Genomic DNA, 17,015 nt, shown 5'->3' on the forward strand with positions numbered 1-17,015 from the left:
TAGGGTCTGCTGAATAAGTCTTGTGGTGGGGAAAAGGCTTTTATGCAGGAGGCAGAAGGCAGAAGGGAAGAGGGTTTAATCCAACCCACAATCGTTGTCCTGGGAGTATCTTTCTCACGCTAGGTGCTAGGTTTTTTACAAATCCTGTCTTATTTTCTTGCACAACAGCCGCAGAAAAACTGCCTCAAAGCCTTGAAATATAAGGGTTTCCGACTTGTGCAGCAAGCCCTACTTACTTCGGTTCAATAATCCTGTCAATGGAACGGAGCTTTTCTGGGAACGCTTCCTCGCTCTAGCATCTCGACGCTGTTTCGCCAAGGCTAATCCACTTAACTTGACGGGGGCTTCCTCTGGCTCATCTTGGGGTTCAGAGGGGGCTTGCTTTGGTTCATCTTTACTATTCCACCAAGCCACAACCCAGCCGCCAGCAAATCCCCCAACAGCACCCACCACGATACTGAAGGGAACTGAGTATCCAAGTAAAACCAGACATAGCAAAAACACTAACCATACTCTTAGCGCTACAGCGAACCCTTCGGAGAAACCGGGCAACAGTTTATTCATTCCTTTGTCCTTTGTCCGTCCTTTGTCATTTGTCCTTTGTCATTTGTCCTTTGTCAAGAGGCAGTTGTTAAATATTGTGTGAAGATAAAATCTATTAAGTCTTATAAGCTTAGCTTATAACGATAAAGATTGGTTTGGGTGAAATAGTTAATTTTATTGAAGTGTTGTAAATATTTTTTACAAATATGGGAATATTTTTATCGATGTACCTGGAATAATGGGTTTATCCGCTCATCTGTGTAACGCCTTTCTTAACCATTATTAATTTTAACAATAATCCCATTAATTATTCGATGTAAAGTGTTTGTGAAGAAGACCAAAAACTAGAGAATTAAACCTTGGACTTGTGTATTCTGAATATTAGTAAGCTGATTATAGCATCACTAATATGAATAAGCTATTAATAACAATAACCTTATCCCTAGCTATTCTTCTCGAAGCTTTAGGAGTAAATTCGGCAGGTGCATTAACGATAAGAAGTTGGGACAGCGCAAATCAGCGTGGGGGTGACTTATTTAATGCCGGAAATGGTGCATTGCAATACGGTGCATTCAGCTCAAGTCTTCTTGAACGTTTACATACTATCCTTCCAGGAGTATCAACCCTAACGGAGGCAACTCTTGCTGACGTTGATATATTCTTTCATGGAGCGTCCTCAAAAATACTGACGGACACTGAAAGTAGCGTGCTGAGAAATTTTGTCAAAACTGGTGGTTGTCTGATTATTGAAGCCGATTCCACTCGTTCTGAACAGATATCGGCTAATTCTGTACTGGAATCACTGGGACTCGGTTCCCGATATACAGGTGCTGTCGGTGGTGTCAATTCTTCTACAGGTGGCATGTTTAAAAATACAGTGTCTCTAACCACTGTCGGCACATTAGGTGACCTAAGAGGTCAAACATTTGGTACATCTTTAGCCACTGATATTAACCCAATGGTAACCGATATTTCTCCCCAGGGAGGGACGCTGATTGGTACAAATGGTTCAATCCGGTCGATGGTTGAATTTCAGCCGTTTGCTAACGGGGGTCAAGTTTTGGCTGTTGGTGACCCCTACGGTTTTAATCTTTTCCAGAGTTCAGACGATTCTTTTTTTAGTTCTAACAATCAAAAAGCCTATTTTAATTTTATCGAGTCTAAACAATCGGAAACCCCTGTCCCGGAAGCATCAACCCTGTTGGGTTTATTAACATTGGGAACTGGTGCTGTGGGAAACAAGCTCAATAAAAAATAATTAAACTCCAAATCTCTTATGTTCCCTGTAAATTATAGTATTAGCAGCGAATCTACCCTTGAACATTTCCACGAAGGCGGCGCAAAACCTCAACAGGAATGGCATAAAATGACTGTTCGCTGTAACTCTGTCCACTAGAGTTCTCCCGTTTGCGCTCCGTGAAGAAGCTTAACAATCCCACAACCTCTCCCAATTGATTCAAAATCGGCGCACCGCTAATCCCCCCCTGAAGCGGAATACTCACCTCTAGCACCCGCTCCGTGCAAAGTTGACTCGGTCGGATACGGTTGACCAATCCAACATTACAGTAGAGATTTTCTTCAAACCCACCCTCCCCAGGCGCCGGAAAACCAACGGTCAAAATCCGCTCCCCAACCTCAACGAGTTCCGAAAAGCCTAACCGTAATGGAGTAACAGGAGTAGACTCAGGTCGCAAGCGCAGGATTGCCACATCGTCCGCGCCCCACGTCGGTAAATAGATTTCTGTTACCTGGAGACGACCTTCCTTGGTAATTACGCTGACCGCTTCCGGTAAAATGCATTGTCCTGTGGACTGGTTCATAACAACGTGACGATTGGTCGCCACTGCATCGGGACTAATAACAAAGCCACTACCACTACCAGCCAATCCGCCTATATTCACCTGTATCCAAACCACGGAGGAAGCATAAATCCGCACCGAATGATTGAGGCTCTCAAAGTCAGGACTGTGAACGCCAAGCGTTGGGGTGTGGTCTAAAAACAATGCGCCATAAGCATCTCGTTGGCGGGAACGAGCCAAAATTTCCAAACCGAGTTCGACCTGGGATGGAGATAAGGGAGCCTCAATCCGATGAAAATGAGTAATGGCTTCTGAATAGCGGTTAAGACGGAGGAAATGTTGAGCCAATTCTTCAGCATTTCCCTCAGGGTTAATCGGAAGGTTCTCAATGGCACTCAACCATCTCCTGTAAGTCGCCGCCCCTTCTGTCACCTCTTGGGCGGCTGAGCGGGTGCGCTCAAGCAGGCTAGTGCCTTCCTCGATTAATTGCTCCACTTGCTGTGAGACTTGTGTAGAACGCCAATCGAGCGACCCATAACCCTCCAACCAAGTCCGGCTACTCCGGCTCAAGCTGTCCCATCGATCCTGGGCTAACCGTGCCTTCATCTCTAATTCGTCGCGGTTGCGGTAGACCTCAAACAACCTGTTATTGTCTGTCGGAGTCGGCAAATACCGCTCTCGGTGACGTTCATAGTAGTGTAATCGCTGTTGCAAACCGGCTGAGAGTTCCAGAATATTGATCCGTTGGGTCTCTTGCAGCATCTGTGTGAGGTTCCTCGCCAGTTTCTCTAACCCTGTCAGGTGTCCTTGATGAGTCTGAGAGTCTCGGAATCTGGCTTGCAGCGAAGCCGCTTGAGCAGGCGTCAGTAGGTGCGAGTCGGAGATAGTGATGCCGCATTGTTTTCCCGTTCCAGCATCGCGAGCGGTCACGATTAGAAGGCAATTGCTATCGATATCAAAAGTGACATCAATTTGGGGAATTCTAGCTTTGGCGGGAAGTATTCCTTGAAGAATAAATTGTCCGATCTTAAAATTTTCCTCAGGAACAGAGGATTCTCCCTGAAAGATCTGAATTCTAACGTTGGTCTGATTGTCCTCAACTGTGGTATAGCGTCGTGTTGTTTTAGTCGGGATGGTCGTGTGCTTGGGGATTAAGGAATCAAACTTGAACTGACCCGGTGCTACATAGGATTTAATCCCCAGACTGAACGGAACAGCATCCAACAAGATAGCATCCTGTAGTGAACCCATCAGGATAGCCGCTTGCAGAGCCGCTCCACGGGCAACGGCTGTTAGCGGATCTAAATCCGAGTTAGGGTCTTGGGCAAACACATCCCCAATACACTCACGAACCGCAGGCATCATCGCTCCACCGCCGATGAGGAGTATCCGACTCGGTTGGCGATTAATCTTTTGGCAGGTTGTCCGAATGCGATTCAGCCAAGGTGCAGCTAGGCGTTCGAGTTCGTCTCGTGTCAGTTCCAGGGTGATCGCGCTACCGTTAATCAAATCGGGTAGCTCAATTGTCCAAGCGCTGCGGGAGGACAGTTCAATCTTGAGTTCTTCGCCAGCCTGACGCAGACGGGTGACGGTGCGGCGATCGCCGTTTATATCCTGTCCGGTTTCGGCTTTAATCACCTCTAGAAAATGAGCATACAACACATCATCTAAATCGGCACTGCCAAGTGCATTATCTCCCTCGATTTCCAGTACCTCAAAGACGCTTTCCTCGACTTCAATAATGGAAAGATCAAAGGTTCCTGCTCCCAAGTCAGCGACTAAAATCGTTTCATTGATAGAAGAGCGGGTGCGCTGGGCAAGGCAAGCCGCCGTTGGTTCGTGAATTAGGCGCAGGATGTTGATATCCGCCAGCACTCCGGCAGTCTTTGTCGCTTGTTTCTGGGCATCATTAAAGTAAGCCGGTACTGTAATCACAGCATTGGCTAAAGGAATGGTGGGGGGATGTTGATCGAGGTAGGTTATGACCCAGTCCTCTGGCACAGATGTTCCGATCACCTGAGCCGCCATTCGGGAAATTTTCTCACCAATCTTTTTGTGCAGATACTCCCTGGCTAAGTCACGGGCGTGGTTAATAATCCGCGCTGAAATTTCTTCAGGACGGTATACCTGACCCCCGGCTTTGAATTTGGTGTCCGTGCCCATCTGCCGTTTCGCTTGAGTGACAATGGCGCGAGGTGATTTCCCCAACAGTTCGGATATCGGCACACCAACCCGTTCCCGCCCCACTTGATCGATCGCAAACACGGACGGAATCTGCCGTCGCCCGTGCCATTCGACAACCTCTGGCTCTCCTTGCTTTTGGTTATAGAGACAAACCACACTATTACTGGTACCCAGGTCAAGGGCGATCGCATCAATGTAGTCTGCCAGAATCTCCTGAGTCGCGGCTTGCACCCATCGATCCGCTTGCTCTTCAAACCGACGCCTGTCCAACGCCTCAATGCTGGGCAACTCTGTAGCAACCAGGTCTAGCCATTTGCCACTCACCAACCCTTGCTCTCCTAGGTCTTTCAGGCGTCGTAGTAAACGCGCTTTTTCCTCTGGCGGTTGCTCCCGTTCGTCGGCTTGAGCCACGCAAAGTTCCGCCAGTTCCTCGACTTGACCGGCTTTCGTGATTAGGTCTTGGAAGCGATGATCAAATACGACCCGCTGATCGCCAAGTTGCTGCCGTCGGAGTTGGGCAGCACGCTGGTATTCCCTCGCCTGTTCGTACATTGAAATCGCTTGTTCGATTTCTCCCAAACGTTCGTAGAGAAGCCCCGCCATAAAGAAGTCACCGCCTTGCTCGAGTAACTGAGCCTTTTTCCGGGGGTTGGGATGGTCTGGATCGGCAGAATCCAGGGCAATCAGGGCTTGACCAAAGGCACCGGCTTTCTCAAATAATAAGGATGCGGCAAAATAGTCTTGAGCTTTCTGTGCCTGGAATCCAGCTTCGAGATAATTGCCAGCGGCTTCTTCCAACAGGCTCCATTGTTTGAACAGGTCTGTTTCTGATTGCCCCTGAGTCGCTGACAACTTGGCTTCAAAGGAGGCTCGAACGGTTCGGATTACTTCCGAGAGCAGGTGTTGGGTGCGATCCGCCTCCGAGCGAAGACTTGACTCGGCAGATTTGTTTCGCCATGCTTGCTCTATGGTTCGTAGTCGGCGAACTGCTTCTAAAAAGTCTTGGCGATCAAGATGCCCTCGGACGGTGTTCTCCATTGCCTCTCGGATATCGAGTATCCACTCCGAACGAATCGCGGGACGGAGTTGGATTGCCAGTTCGAGCTGTCCCATTTTTTGGTAACAGTCACTGGCGCCCTCGAGGTTGCCCGCTTTTTGGAAGTGTTCTCGGGCATCGGCATACCTCCCTTCCTCCCAGAACCATGAGGCGACGTTCTCATGGGCTTGGGCAATTGTATCAGGGTCTTTGACACGCTCCGCCAAGTCGAGAACGCGAAGGGCAGTCTCTTTACCTGGAACAGACAGGAGGTAACGGATAGCACTGGCGTAATCTCTGGCTGCTTCTGCCAAGTCAGCCGCTTCCTCATAGCGCTCCATTAGGGCATAAACCTGATGAATTTGAGGCAGTTGGGTGTCCGGAAATTCTGAGCAGAAGGCTTTCCAGGGATGGCTATCCTCAAAGGAATTGTGGTCTAAATAGGTGGAGAGGATTTCATGGAGTTCGGCGGTAGGGAGACACCCTTGTTCACGTCGCTTTAGCAACTTCACCAGTAGTCCATTGGTATCACCAATTCGGGCAGATTGGACACAGATTAGCTGCTGTATCTCGGTTTGCCGTAACGGGTTTTGCAATCGCCCCGCAAGCCGCCACGCCGCATCGAGGGCTTGAGCCGTTGGCGATTGGGCTTTGAGTAGAACCGAGAGCGATCGCTCTTGCCGAAAGCTGGAATTGGGCTGCCACTCCCCAAAGAGCGGGTCAAATTGTACGATGACTTGGATCAGTTGTGAGTAATCGCATTGTTCCGCCAGGGATAGGGCTTTGCCGTAGGTTTTCCAAGCTTTCTCTTTCGTGCGATCGGAAGGGTTAGCAATGGTTAATTGCTTGTGTAGCGTTTGGCAAGTCACTGTCAACTGCTGGTGGGGTGAGCCGAATCCTGGTATTGGTATTCGTTTCCGCAAAAAGCTGGGCAAAGTTCTGGTCAGATGTTTGCCTAAAACCTGAAACAACCTCTGTAAGTTTAGGTGCCAATTAAACATCTATGTAAGGATTTAGGTTGAGTGTGCATTATACGACCAAAGCAGAAGGCTAGCGGTTACCAGAATTTCAGTATAGATATAATATCTTATGACGAGAACGACATGAGATCAACTCTCTAAGTGTTTACTAGGTTTCGTTTGATTGGCTCCTTAACATTTCTTAGTACAGCGGACATAATGTATGTCTAGGTATTTATTTCAGTAGCTTACCCGCCCCTTCAGCGCTCTAGTTCGGGTTCGAGACATCCGCTCAACTCGACATCTCCTCGGAGCCTAGAGAGGAATTTTCTCGGGTTCGTTGGGTGGAAGTTACCTTCTTTTTTGTACGATAGGTTGATAGGACAAGTTCTCAACTCAATGATGACCCACAGCGGTTCTTTGGCGAATCGCGTTGCTTAATGGCGTTCCCTATACCTGCCAATTGCTCTCAAACCATTGGGTATTGCGGCAATTAAAATCATAAAAAAGGGGAATTGTCAAGGGTTTGTTGCCAAGCTCAAGCTAAACACTGCTTATCGCTTATTTGAATGATCATCACAACTTCGGTGCTGGCTCACTTACTCCAAGCCATGCCCCAATTGCGGCAACAAGTATATTTCAAAGCGTCTTTGACCGCACTCTCCCATGCGATGGAAGATCAGGTCTTGGCTGGTTCAGAGCAACCATTAGTGATTGCCTGTTTTCAGCGAGAACGCTTCTATCGTCAGGAAGCCCATCGCTATCGACGCATTGCCCAACGGACACCTCATGTCTATGTCTTAGCTGCACCAGAAACGGATTTCAAGAATAGCTCAGATCACTACGAAACCGTGGCATTTGACCCCAAAGATGGCTTAAGTCACGAGTGGCATTTAGTGGTGATTGGTTCTCACTATGCCAACTGTCTGATCTGCCGAGAAAAACGTTCGTCTGTCTCCAATAGCGCCAATGGGGAGATGGATACCTCTCGACGTTTTGAGGGAATTTGGACATTTGACCGGGCGGTTAGCGCCAAAGCCGCCGAGTTGATTTTGGATCGCATTGCCACCTATCGACCTGAGTTAGCGGATAAAATCGAGCAGGCAAAAGCTGAGTATATCAGTTTTGGCTCCACTCAACCCTCAGATCGGAATCTGGGAGACTCACCCAATCCTGATCCATTTGTGCATCGGTTGGTGACTTACTTACAAGCGGGTCAGTATAAACTTCTGAAAGCCTATCGCTCGATCACGGCTCAAGAACAACGCGAGCGTTTGGTGAATTCGATTACCACAGCGATTCGGCGATCGCTCGATCCTCATGAAGTTCTAGAAATCGCGGTGCAAGAGTTAGGACGCGCCATGGGGTCCTGTCGTTGTCTCCTTTACCGCTGTAAAGCCACGGATACTCAAGCCACGATTACCCATGAGTACCTAGAAACCCGAGGACGCGATCGCACGATCCTCTGCTCGACTCTAGGTAGCCCTTGGCCCCTAAAAGACAATACTCTATTTCAAGCCATTGTCGAACATCAAGAGTCTATTTCCGTAGAAGACACCCACCATGATCCTCGGCTGAACCAGACATCCAGTAAAAACGCCAATTCCCCATCTTCTAAATTAAAGGAATTGGTGCAAACCTTTGGCATGCGATCGTGGCTGATGGTTCCGGTATTGTATCAGGGTCGATTATTGGGGATGGTCGAGTTACACCACTGCGGCGAAACCCCTTATCGGTGGAAGGATGAAGAACTCGCCCTCGTCGAAGCGATCGCCACTCAAGTGGGTGTCGCCTTAATCCAAGCGGAAGCTTATGCGAATTTGCAAGATTTGAACCAACAACTCGCCGCCCTTGACCGGACTCGTAGTAACTTAGTGGCAATCACGGGTCATGAACTCCGCACCCCCCTGTCCACGATTCAGGTTTGCCTAGAAAGTCTCGCCAGCGAACCAGATATGTCACCAGAATTGCGTCAGGTGATGCTGAATACTGCCCTTGACGACGCCGAACGCCTGCGGAAACTGGTGCAAGACTTTCTCACTCTCTCGCGCCTGGAAAGTGGTCGTGTGGAATGGAATGTCGAAGCCATTTCTCTGCAAGAATGTGTTGACTTAGCCCTCAGCCGGATTAATGTCCATTGGTCAGAGGAGCGACGACCGAACATTATCACTCAAGTTCCCACAGATCTGCCCTTAGTCCAAGCCGATGGTGAGTGGCTGGTGGAAACCCTTGCCAAATTGTTAGACAACGCCTGCAAATTTACCTCCTCCCAAGGAGAAATCACCATTGGGATTCAAACCAATGGAAATTCGATAAAAGTGACTGTCGCCGATACCGGGCGGGGGATTGAACCGAATCGCCTAGAGGATGTCTTTGATCGCTTTTATCAAGAAGAAGGGGCGCTGCGACGGACTACAGGTGGCACAGGTTTAGGTTTAGCAATTTGCCGCCAAATTGTCAAGGGGTGGGGCGGTAAAATTTGGGCAGACTCGGCGGGTAAAGACCAAGGTTGTCAGTTTCACTTTACGGTGCCAATGATTGCGCCAACTTCAGAGTCTCAGTCCTCTAAAGGGAAGGGAAAGGGTAGTCGTAAGGGGTCAAGAGTTAAGCGCAAGTGAATTGAGGATTACTCGGTCAGATCATGTCCGGTGGAATACTTACACTATCGGTGGAGACAAGGCAGAAGGTAGAAGGTAGAAGGCAGAAGGCAGAAGGCTCTAAGGGAAGGAGGAAGGTTGCAAGGCAAAAGGGAATAATGACTGTTTAGGCGGACATGATATCGGATCAAGTCCAGTAGCATGGAATTTATATTTTTTAAACGCAGAGTACGCAGAGGATACCGCAGAGGTACGCAGAGGAATTGAGCGGACTTGAATGAAAATTTTAGAGAATTTGGAAACAACAGGAAATGTGAGGAGAAATCTCTATTTTTTGCTTAAATTTTATAGCAGGGATTGTTTTTGATGATGGGCGTTTGGACTTCGTTCATCCAGGAATAATCCCAATCGGGTTCGGATTGTTCAGTTAGGGACACCATATCGCCCTGATAGTTTTGGTTGATTTGAATGGCTTTAGAGTGCAAATGTTCTGGGACATAGCACAAATCAACGGGCAATCCATGTGCTAACAGAAATTCTGCTAATTGCTGAGAATTAATGTATATGCCTTCTTGATGCAGGCGTTGTAATATTTCCGTGAATGTGTGCCAGCGCTGATCCATTCTTGGTTGAGAGGGTAAGGGTGTGGGTAACATACTATGCTAAGTAGTCGGACAAAACTAAAGTTAACGGTTGAGATGAGGGAACAGGGAACAGGGAACAGGGAACAGTAAGGGTTTTAGGCTTGTTCACATTTCTTAGTACAGGGTACAGAATTTCTGTTCAGGTACTTAGAGCGTCAGTTCAATCTTGAAGAATTCTCCCAGAAATAAGCCATAAGGTAGAAGGTTCCAGAGGAACATCTATGGGAAGGTTGGGTAGCTAATGGTATCATTTATCGGCTGAGTCTACTGAGTCTTGGTTTTCTACAGAGCCTAACCCAGACGCGATCGCGCATAAGACAACACCACCAAAACTGCCCTACTGCTGAGCTTATCTATGGGTGATCTGTGATAAATCCAACAAAACAGAATTATTTCTCAGGAGGATAATATTCATGTTAACAGGCAAAATAAATGTCATTGAAGGTGATATCACTCAGTTAAGCGTTGATGCGATTGTCAATGCGGCAAACACCTCTCTCCTCGGTGGTGGTGGTGTGGATGGGGCAATTCATCGGGCGGCTGGACCCGGTTTGTTGGCAGAATGTCGCGGGTTGAATGGCTGTGAAACGGGTGATGCTAAAATTACCCAGGGTTACAATCTTCCGGCTGATTGGGTGATTCATACCGTCGGACCTATTTGGCGGGATGGTCATCATGGTGAGGATGCTTTGTTAGCCAGTTGTTATTACCGGAGTTTGGAACTGGCAGAGCAAAATAATATTCGCAGTATTGCCTTTCCTGCCATCAGTACGGGCGCGTATGGATTTGGGCCAGAACGGGCTGCCAGAATAGCTGTAGGTACAGTTAAGCAGGTTTTGGCAGAAAAGACAACCATCGAGCAAGTGATTTTTGTGTGTTTCTCTAAGTCATCCTATAACCACCATCAGCAAGCCGTGCAGGACATTATCACAAATAAGGAATAACGAGTGATTTCAATAGCTCTAGTTCAACTCAGTTTAACTGCTATTCTTGCCTTTTATGTCGCTTGGAATCTAGGCGCCAATGATGTGGCGAATTCCATGGGAACGTCAGTTGGCTCAAAAGCGGTTACGCTACGACAAGCGTTAATTATTGCAGGTATTTTAGAGTTTACAGGGGCGGTTTTATTTGGTCAAGGGGTGGCGACAACGTTAGCCACGCGAGTGATTGATCCAACGTTATTTGCCCAAACGCCGCAGGTGTTATTACTGGGAATGATGTCTGTATTACTCGCTTGTGGGTTATGGTTACAAATTGCCACCAGTTTGGGGTTACCTGTGGCATCATCTCATGCGGTGGTGGGCGCGATCGCCGGATTTTGTTGGGTGGCGATTGGGGTGCAGGCGGTAGATTGGGGAACGTTGGGGCGTATTTCGTTAACTTGGATTATTACACCTGTTGTTAGTGGTAGTTTAGCCGCCGGATTTTATAGTATTATCAATGTCTCTATTTTAAGGCAAAGGAATCCGATTGTTCAGCTACGAGAATGGATTCCTTGGCTAAGTGTTATGCTTTTAAGCATCTTTGGCGCGATTGTCATGCCAACGTTATTTAATCGTCCGCTATTTGATGCTTTGCCCATTCCTGCTCATGATTTACCGATTATTGCGGTTTCGGTTGCGGCTATTGTTCTAAGTTTGATTAGTTGGCGTCAGTTAGAACGTAGTCCTTTAATTCTACCTGTTAATCCTGAAGAATCAATAGATAAGGATATTCGCGACTGGGAAACTGGAGAAGCGGAAATTGAAGCGAATCTTTCCCCATCCCCGATTTCTGTATCCCCCTTTCCTTCCGCAATTGAGCAACAACTAGCGCGGTTTCAAGTTCTCAGTGCTTGCTTTGTAGCATTTGCTCACGGTTCCAACGATGTCGGGAATGCGATCGCCCCCTTAGCTGCGATCGCGTATATTATTGCTACGGGTACGGTTCCCCTCACGGGGTTTAATATTCCGTTGTGGATTCTGATCGTTGGTGGTGCGGGTATTGTAGCAGGTTTAGCCGTTTGGGGAAAAAAGGTAATTAGTACCGTTGGGGAAAATATTATTCCGTTGCAACCGAGTAGTGGATTTTGTGCCGAAATTGCCACGGCGACAACTGTTTTACTCGCCTCCCGCTTCGGTTTTCCGGTTTCAACGTCTCACGCTTTAGTAGGGGGTATTGTGGGGATTGGATTGATTCAAAATTGGCGCACGGTTCGCTTCCAAACCTTGAAATCCATTGCGCTGGCTTGGTTGGTTACGCTACCTGTAGCCGCCAGTTTAGGGGCGATTATTTTTATCAGTTTACGTGGGATTTTTCTTTAGGCTCTTAAGTAAGGGCGGGTTTTGTTGCTCATTTATCGGCTTTTAATTAGCGTTAGTCCCTAAACCCGCCCCTACAGTTGACCATTTGATTGACTTGATTCGAGGGAATGCCTATTCCTTAAACCTTTCGGCGATATAACCAATCCGGTCAACAATATCGGCAACGTTACTAATATAATAATTATTTTCATTAACCGAGAGTGTCAGGTTTTCTAGCAATAAAAATGACCACACTTCTCCATCGGTGATAATGCCGTATACTTTATCTTGCTGGAACGTCTTGAGAGTCGCATACATTTCCGCGACACATTGCCCTAAACCATTGGATTAATATCAACGGGTGGTTCAAAAAAGATACCGAATGTAGACCGTACTATCTTCAACCGTGAATAAGACATGGTAAGTTCTTTTCTTGCCCACAAGAAGTTGCCGAATTTCCTTGTCAAACTGTCCACCTTCAGGAGCAAGTGAACACCGCTGAGGCATCTGCTCAGTAGAGGTTGTGGTATCGTATCTCTACCCGATGGGTCTGATACCAAATCCGGGTTAGCCACCCCCTTTATAATCTAGTCCGCGCAGGCGGACTTTGTTTGTGTAGCAGCGATTTCAATCGCCTCCTCTTGCTTGACAAGTTGAGCCGAAATGACATCAAGTCAAGGGAAGCATAACAGTAGCGAAGCCGAAAGAAAAAGCCAAAGGGTATCTAGTGAATAGTGGTTATCAAAAGAAGTGCGATCGCCCAGGGATGATCGGCTCTAATTCGTCTAAAGTCCAAATTGCCGAAACCCTTGAGATACCGTAGGGTGGGCATTGCCCACCAGCCTTAAATCAGTATCATTATGTTACTTTTAATCGTGCGATCGCCAATACGAATCTCCATGTCATCAACGGCGACTTCCTCCGCTAAGAGGAAAATGGAGGTGGCTTCTAGAATACTCAAACTCAACCTGTCATCACGGCATTTTGTAATATCCAGAAAGCATTCAAGTCATCGGCGTTTAACTTCTGCTGCAAAAGTTGTCGCAATTGGTTTTCATCGGCGACACTCAGAAGCCGCCGATCTTGAGGGACGCACGTTGACTGACTTTGTAATTGCTAGCGTTCAAGCGGCTGCTCAACGGTATAAACAAGTTAGGGAATAATGGTTCTCAAAATCGAGCCTCTTGATAGTCGTAGGCATATCCGTTCGGACTTCTGCTGTGGGAGAGACAGTTTAGATAATTACATCCGGAAACAAGCCTCTCAAGATATTAAGCGGCGAATTGCAACTGTATTTGTTTTAATTGATGAGCCTGAGACGAGCGTTTTAGCTTACTACACTCTTTCAGCTTATACAGTTGATGTTTCCGTTCTAAATGAGGACTTGGCGAAACGTTTACCTCGTTACCCATTGTTGCCAGCTACGTTGTTAGGTCGTCTGGCTGTTGATAATAATCATAAGGGGAAGCGATTTGGCGAACTGATGTTAATAGATGCTCTTCATAAGTCATTGGAGTCTACGGCACAAGTTGCATCTCTGGCTGTAGTAGCGGAAGCTTTGGATGAGAAGGCTTTGGGGTTTTATATCAAGTATGGCTTTCAGCCGTTTAGTCAGGAACCCATGAAGCTTTACTTGCCTATGAAATCTATTGAAGCGCTTTGTAAAGGTATGGGAATTTAGATAATATATTACTACTTTACGCTCAATCGTGGACTTGATGTAAAATCGACTCGTCTAGCCCTTAAGAGTGCCTGTAGCAGTGAAAACTGATTCCCTATTCTATCGACTGTTTCAAAGTGCGCCGACTATCTTTTTTGAGCTGATTGGACAGTCTCCAGCTCAAGCCCAAGGTTATGTCTTTCGCTCAGTAGAACTCAAGCAAACTGCCTTCCGTATTGATGGCGTTTTCTTACCCCCTCAGGATGTTCCCAATCCCATTGCTTACTTTGTCGAAGTTCAATTTCAAAATACTCGGAAAGTGTATATCAATTCCAGGGAAATCCTAGAGGAGTTTATTCATTACTTTAGTGAAATTCTCATGGAGAACTTTTAAAGAATATTGAGAATGTTCATCGCTGACCTAATCGCCCTCAGAATGCGATCGCGGTGATGCCAAATCATCAGGTAAGTCATCGATAGTCCAGTACAATACTCGACAGAGTGCTTTTACCTGCGGCAGAGTTAACTTAGCTTCCTTATACCGTCCTGTCTCCCAGTTGCTAACTGTCTGCACAGACACATCAGCAGCCATAGCAACATCCCTTTGAGTTAGACCCAACTCATCTCTACGCTGCTTCAGGGGAGACTCTTGCTCTTGCCGTTGTTCTTCTGGCATGTTCACACAAACTATCAGATGTTTTAATCACCATTACCGTCAGGAACACCAGTGACATCTATACCTAAAGCACTACAGACAGTCTGAATTGAAACTCCTAGCTCGCGAGCCAAAGCAACTGCCCGATCCACTCTTGGCAGTTTGACCCCATTTTCCCAGTCGTAAATCTGGCGCTCAGAAACTCCCATACGGTTTCCAAGTTCAGCTCGGGTAAGTCCCGCAGCTTCTCTGAATAATCTTAATTGAGATTTCCCTTCGTTTGAATCAGTCATAGCGGAACTAAAATTCATGAACTTTAGCTCTTGACAAGGACAAGTAACCGGAGCTAAAGTTCATGTTGTGAACAGGATATAAAGACCAGTAGGTTTAGCTGGTTCCGTCAAGTTACAGCTTAACTGGCTGGTCTTTCCCTAGTTAGTGTCTCATCTTAATCAAATATCCATGAAAAAATCCAAAGCGACCGAAGCTCATCGCGTCGCCACAGACATTGCTGCCCTAAAAACCGCCCTCAAAAAACAGGGCTACATCACCCGCAAGCGCCCTAAACAAGCCGCTTGGACAATTACCCCCCTCAATCACAGAGGAACGGGTAGAAACACCGAGGAGTGCTACCTCCTAACCTACCAACCCGTCCCCATCAGCGCTTGGGTACTTCATCCCCAAACCAACGAACCCCAGCACCAAACCCTCCTCAACATCATTAAACGCACATTAGCCAAACAACCCACCCTCACTGCCAATAAAGTCTCATGAGCTTATAAACAACAGCTTTTCCCCTGGTGCATTATCAACCCCCTACCCAATATGCACACCCGCATCGTCGGACGCTTTCGCAGCCGAAGTGACGCCGAGGGACACCTGCAAATCCTCCGCCGCCTGATTCCTACCCTTTCCTTCGAGATAATGTTCGACGTGACACCAAAAGACACTGATTCAGACGATAATCCAGAGACACCCCAATGACTACTCTCTTTCAGCGCCTCCAACCTGCCCAGAAATTTCACCGCCTCCTAACCTATTACTCCAGCAGCCAATCAAACAACTCTCCCAGAGTCAGAGTAAAATCTTTAGCAAATTTTGTTATTGGAATCATTGGGTTGGAGCTATGTTAAAAGAAATCCGGTTCAGTGACCATGCTTTGTTTAAACTTGACTTGTTAAGTCAACGAGGAATTGTGATTCGTCAGGACTGTGTGAGTGACACCATCCAGTCTCCAGATAGACGAGAATTAGGAGAAGGAGAAAAAATCACAGCACAAAGAAAATTAGACGAAAACTTAGTGTTACGAGTTGTTTATCGAGACTATGAGGCATTCATTTTAGTGATTACATTGTATCCAGGTAGAAGGAGCCGTTATGAAAAAAATTAGATACAGCAAAGATGTAGATGTACTTTTGATTGAGCTTTCAGAGGATGCGATCGCCTATGCAGAAGATGAAGGACAGATAATCTTTCACTACTCACTTAATGACCAGCTTGTGCTGATTGAGATTTTAGATTTCAAGCAGTCTATGTCCGAAGAGATGATTGCTGAACTTGTTTCAACATCTTGATTTTTATCAATTGCCGATGCAGCAATGGCTACGTCATGAGTGGCTTCGGACTGGACTTCCTTTGAGTAAAACGAACTGATTACTATCAACTGGCGAAAGCACGGCTGGAGAAAGAGTCCGAGCAAATTAATTCATTTCTGTTTCCGGACTTTCTCTAAGACTGGTAAGCAATAGTTTCTCTTATTGCTCACATCACTCTAGAAGCCAATTAAATAACTCTCCCAGAGTCAGAGTAAAATCTTTAGCAAACTCTGGAACGGGTAAAAGTATTTCTGGTTTATCAAAAACATCCGTTGGTCGATCTGAACGATAAACAAAGACTGACTGATCCTCTGGATCAATGAGCCATCCCATCTTGCTATCGTACTTCAAACAGTGCAGAATAGTCTTAGTAACTTTTGTCTGGCTTTGGTCAGGGGAAAGAATTTCAATCGTCCAGTCAGGCGCGATCGCAAACACATTTGCTACCCTACCATTCTCCTGTCGGGGAATCCTCTCCCAAGTAAACACAGCAATATCAGGTACAATTGAGCGTCCGCCAAATGTACACCGAAGTTCCGAAAACGCCCGGGCAATCTGCTTTGATCTGAGGGCGGCGTTAATGGCGGGGGCTAACTCAGTTTGAATGGCGCTGTGTTCTCCTTGAAATATTGGTTTTTGGATAATTTTCCCGTCAATATACTCGCTCGCAGGTTCGGTTTCTGGCTGTTCGAGAAACTCTTCTAATGTCAGAATTTTAGTCGGTGTTTGTACCATTAAGTTACCTTGACCAGCAGACATTCACACGGTTTTTACCTGCTATTGTATCAAGCCCCTAAAGATTAAGGGCGGGTTTTGTTGAGCCGTTATCGGTGGGTAAGTTACCTATAATAGGGCACGATAGTATCGTGTCCCTACGAATGGTGATTTAGATGCCAAGCGTAACTTCTGGACTTATTATTCTTTCCGATATAATTTTGCTAACTTATGCTAACAATGCACTCTAAAAGACAAGCTCTTAGAGAGGGGATATCTCCCAAAGCCCGTAGGAAAATCCCACGGGCGCCGTTAATGTCCCTGTCCATCCGAAATCCATCACCACC

At 46.8% G+C, this 17,015-nt stretch carries 17 protein-coding genes and 1 pseudogene; 11 read left to right on the forward strand and 7 right to left on the reverse strand.

The features are described from left to right. Positions 1 to 228: 228 nt before the first annotated feature. Complete coding sequence (locus tag RIE73_RS16930; RefSeq protein WP_446402290.1) at positions 229 to 564, reverse strand: hypothetical protein; 336 nt, start codon at positions 562 to 564, stop codon at positions 229 to 231. A gap of 388 nt (positions 565 to 952) precedes the next feature. Between RIE73_RS16930 and RIE73_RS16935 the strand changes: the two genes are divergently transcribed. Then, positions 953 to 1,801: a hypothetical protein gene (locus RIE73_RS16935; RefSeq protein WP_446393711.1), complete on the forward strand. Its 849-nt coding sequence runs from the start codon at positions 953 to 955 to the stop codon at positions 1,799 to 1,801. Between the two features lie 52 nt (positions 1,802 to 1,853). Here the strand turns inward: RIE73_RS16935 and RIE73_RS16940 are convergent, their stop codons facing one another. After that, positions 1,854 to 6,431, reverse strand: coding sequence for an Hsp70 family protein (locus RIE73_RS16940; protein ID WP_446402291.1), 4,578 nt, complete (start codon positions 6,429 to 6,431; stop codon positions 1,854 to 1,856). 659 nt (positions 6,432 to 7,090) lie between these two features. On the opposite strand from RIE73_RS16940, the gene RIE73_RS16945 reads away from it, so the two are divergent. Beyond that, complete coding sequence (locus tag RIE73_RS16945) at positions 7,091 to 9,139, forward strand: DICT sensory domain-containing protein (protein ID WP_446402292.1); 2,049 nt, start codon at positions 7,091 to 7,093, stop codon at positions 9,137 to 9,139. A gap of 317 nt (positions 9,140 to 9,456) precedes the next feature. Here RIE73_RS16945 and RIE73_RS16950 read toward each other — a convergent pair whose 3' ends face one another. Further along, positions 9,457 to 9,774: a hypothetical protein gene (locus tag RIE73_RS16950; RefSeq protein ID WP_446402293.1), complete on the reverse strand. Its 318-nt coding sequence runs from the start codon at positions 9,772 to 9,774 to the stop codon at positions 9,457 to 9,459. A 401-nt stretch (positions 9,775 to 10,175) separates the two neighbouring features. On the opposite strand from RIE73_RS16950, the gene RIE73_RS16955 reads away from it, so the two are divergent. Next, positions 10,176 to 10,706, forward strand: a complete 531-nt coding sequence (locus RIE73_RS16955; RefSeq protein ID WP_446402294.1) for an O-acetyl-ADP-ribose deacetylase — start codon at positions 10,176 to 10,178, stop codon at positions 10,704 to 10,706. 3 nt (positions 10,707 to 10,709) lie between these two features. Continuing rightward, on the forward strand, positions 10,710 to 12,065 hold the full coding sequence (locus tag RIE73_RS16960) for an inorganic phosphate transporter (RefSeq protein ID WP_446402295.1): 1,356 nt from the start codon (positions 10,710 to 10,712) through the stop codon (positions 12,063 to 12,065). 111 nt (positions 12,066 to 12,176) lie between these two features. Here the strand turns inward: RIE73_RS16960 and RIE73_RS16965 are convergent, their stop codons facing one another. Further along, positions 12,177 to 12,362, reverse strand: coding sequence for a hypothetical protein (locus tag RIE73_RS16965; protein ID WP_446402296.1), 186 nt, complete (start codon positions 12,360 to 12,362; stop codon positions 12,177 to 12,179). Between the two features lie 617 nt (positions 12,363 to 12,979). Between RIE73_RS16965 and RIE73_RS16970 the strand changes: the two genes are divergently transcribed. From RIE73_RS16970 to RIE73_RS16980, 3 genes and pseudogenes are all read left to right on the forward strand, one after another. Next, entirely contained in the window at positions 12,980 to 13,207 is a 228-nt protein-coding gene (locus RIE73_RS16970; RefSeq protein WP_446402297.1) for a type II toxin -antitoxin system TacA 1-like antitoxin, read from the forward strand. Continuing rightward, on the forward strand, positions 13,207 to 13,725 hold the full coding sequence (locus RIE73_RS16975) for a GNAT family N-acetyltransferase (protein WP_446402298.1): 519 nt from the start codon (positions 13,207 to 13,209) through the stop codon (positions 13,723 to 13,725). The genes RIE73_RS16970 and RIE73_RS16975 overlap by 1 nt, the downstream gene beginning before the upstream one ends. A 79-nt stretch (positions 13,726 to 13,804) precedes the next feature. Beyond that, positions 13,805 to 14,029 (forward strand): annotated as a pseudogene (locus RIE73_RS16980) (DUF2887 domain-containing protein); the annotation flags it as partial. 96 nt (positions 14,030 to 14,125) lie between these two features. Here the strand turns inward: RIE73_RS16980 and RIE73_RS16985 are convergent. Both RIE73_RS16985 and RIE73_RS16990 read right to left on the reverse strand, forming a co-directional pair. Further along, on the reverse strand, positions 14,126 to 14,380 hold the full coding sequence (locus RIE73_RS16985; protein ID WP_446402303.1) for a helix-turn-helix transcriptional regulator: 255 nt from the start codon (positions 14,378 to 14,380) through the stop codon (positions 14,126 to 14,128). A gap of 23 nt (positions 14,381 to 14,403) precedes the next feature. Further along, a complete protein-coding gene (locus RIE73_RS16990) occupies positions 14,404 to 14,670 on the reverse strand; it encodes a helix-turn-helix transcriptional regulator (protein WP_446342531.1) in 267 nt (88 codons plus the stop codon). A gap of 151 nt (positions 14,671 to 14,821) precedes the next feature. On the opposite strand from RIE73_RS16990, the gene RIE73_RS16995 reads away from it, so the two are divergent. The 4 genes from RIE73_RS16995 (at position 14,822) to RIE73_RS17010 (ending at position 15,933) form a co-directional block, all read left to right on the forward strand. Further along, positions 14,822 to 15,133 carry a hypothetical protein gene (locus RIE73_RS16995; protein WP_446402299.1) on the forward strand — a complete coding sequence of 104 codons (312 nt, stop codon included), beginning with the start codon at positions 14,822 to 14,824 and terminating at the stop codon, positions 15,131 to 15,133. A gap of 51 nt (positions 15,134 to 15,184) precedes the next feature. Then, complete coding sequence (locus RIE73_RS17000) at positions 15,185 to 15,343, forward strand: hypothetical protein (protein ID WP_446402300.1); 159 nt, start codon at positions 15,185 to 15,187, stop codon at positions 15,341 to 15,343. Between the two features lie 142 nt (positions 15,344 to 15,485). Beyond that, a complete protein-coding gene (locus RIE73_RS17005; protein WP_446402301.1) occupies positions 15,486 to 15,749 on the forward strand; it encodes a DUF4258 domain-containing protein in 264 nt (87 codons plus the stop codon). Continuing rightward, positions 15,736 to 15,933, forward strand: a complete 198-nt coding sequence (locus RIE73_RS17010; protein WP_446402302.1) for a DUF2283 domain-containing protein — start codon at positions 15,736 to 15,738, stop codon at positions 15,931 to 15,933. Before RIE73_RS17005 ends, RIE73_RS17010 begins: the two co-directional genes overlap by 14 nt. 192 nt (positions 15,934 to 16,125) lie before the next feature. On the opposite strand, the gene RIE73_RS17015 is transcribed toward RIE73_RS17010, so the two are convergent. Beyond that, positions 16,126 to 16,689: a Uma2 family endonuclease gene (locus RIE73_RS17015; protein ID WP_446402304.1), complete on the reverse strand. Its 564-nt coding sequence runs from the start codon at positions 16,687 to 16,689 to the stop codon at positions 16,126 to 16,128. Between the last annotated feature and the right edge of the window lie 326 nt (positions 16,690 to 17,015).

It is taken from the genome of Coleofasciculus sp. C1-SOL-03 (assembly GCF_040220555.1).
Classification (GTDB): Bacteria; Cyanobacteriota; Cyanobacteriia; order Cyanobacteriales; family Coleofasciculaceae; genus Coleofasciculus.

What these genes read in the sequence shown, in the direction of transcription:
- RIE73_RS16930 (WP_446402290.1), bottom strand. Translation starts at nt 564, where the DNA reads ATGAATAAACTGTTGCCCGGTTTCTCCGAAGGGTTCGCTGTAGCGCTA.
- RIE73_RS16935 (WP_446393711.1), top strand. Translation starts at nt 953, where the DNA reads ATGAATAAGCTATTAATAACAATAACCTTATCCCTAGCTATTCTTCTC.
- RIE73_RS16945 (WP_446402292.1), top strand. Translation starts at nt 7,091, where the DNA reads ATGATCATCACAACTTCGGTGCTGGCTCACTTACTCCAAGCCATGCCC.
- RIE73_RS16950 (WP_446402293.1), bottom strand. Translation starts at nt 9,774, where the DNA reads ATGTTACCCACACCCTTACCCTCTCAACCAAGAATGGATCAGCGCTGG.
- RIE73_RS16955 (WP_446402294.1), top strand. Translation starts at nt 10,176, where the DNA reads ATGTTAACAGGCAAAATAAATGTCATTGAAGGTGATATCACTCAGTTA.
- RIE73_RS16965 (WP_446402296.1), bottom strand. Translation starts at nt 12,362, where the DNA reads ATGTATGCGACTCTCAAGACGTTCCAGCAAGATAAAGTATACGGCATT.
- RIE73_RS16970 (WP_446402297.1), top strand. Translation starts at nt 12,980, where the DNA reads ATGGAGGTGGCTTCTAGAATACTCAAACTCAACCTGTCATCACGGCAT.
- RIE73_RS16975 (WP_446402298.1), top strand. Translation starts at nt 13,207, where the DNA reads ATGGTTCTCAAAATCGAGCCTCTTGATAGTCGTAGGCATATCCGTTCG.
- RIE73_RS16985 (WP_446402303.1), bottom strand. Translation starts at nt 14,380, where the DNA reads ATGCCAGAAGAACAACGGCAAGAGCAAGAGTCTCCCCTGAAGCAGCGT.
- RIE73_RS16990 (WP_446342531.1), bottom strand. Translation starts at nt 14,670, where the DNA reads ATGAATTTTAGTTCCGCTATGACTGATTCAAACGAAGGGAAATCTCAA.
- RIE73_RS16995 (WP_446402299.1), top strand. Translation starts at nt 14,822, where the DNA reads ATGAAAAAATCCAAAGCGACCGAAGCTCATCGCGTCGCCACAGACATT.
- RIE73_RS17000 (WP_446402300.1), top strand. Translation starts at nt 15,185, where the DNA reads ATGCACACCCGCATCGTCGGACGCTTTCGCAGCCGAAGTGACGCCGAG.
- RIE73_RS17005 (WP_446402301.1), top strand. Translation starts at nt 15,486, where the DNA reads ATGTTAAAAGAAATCCGGTTCAGTGACCATGCTTTGTTTAAACTTGAC.
- RIE73_RS17010 (WP_446402302.1), top strand. Translation starts at nt 15,736, where the DNA reads ATGAAAAAAATTAGATACAGCAAAGATGTAGATGTACTTTTGATTGAG.
- RIE73_RS17015 (WP_446402304.1), bottom strand. Translation starts at nt 16,689, where the DNA reads ATGGTACAAACACCGACTAAAATTCTGACATTAGAAGAGTTTCTCGAA.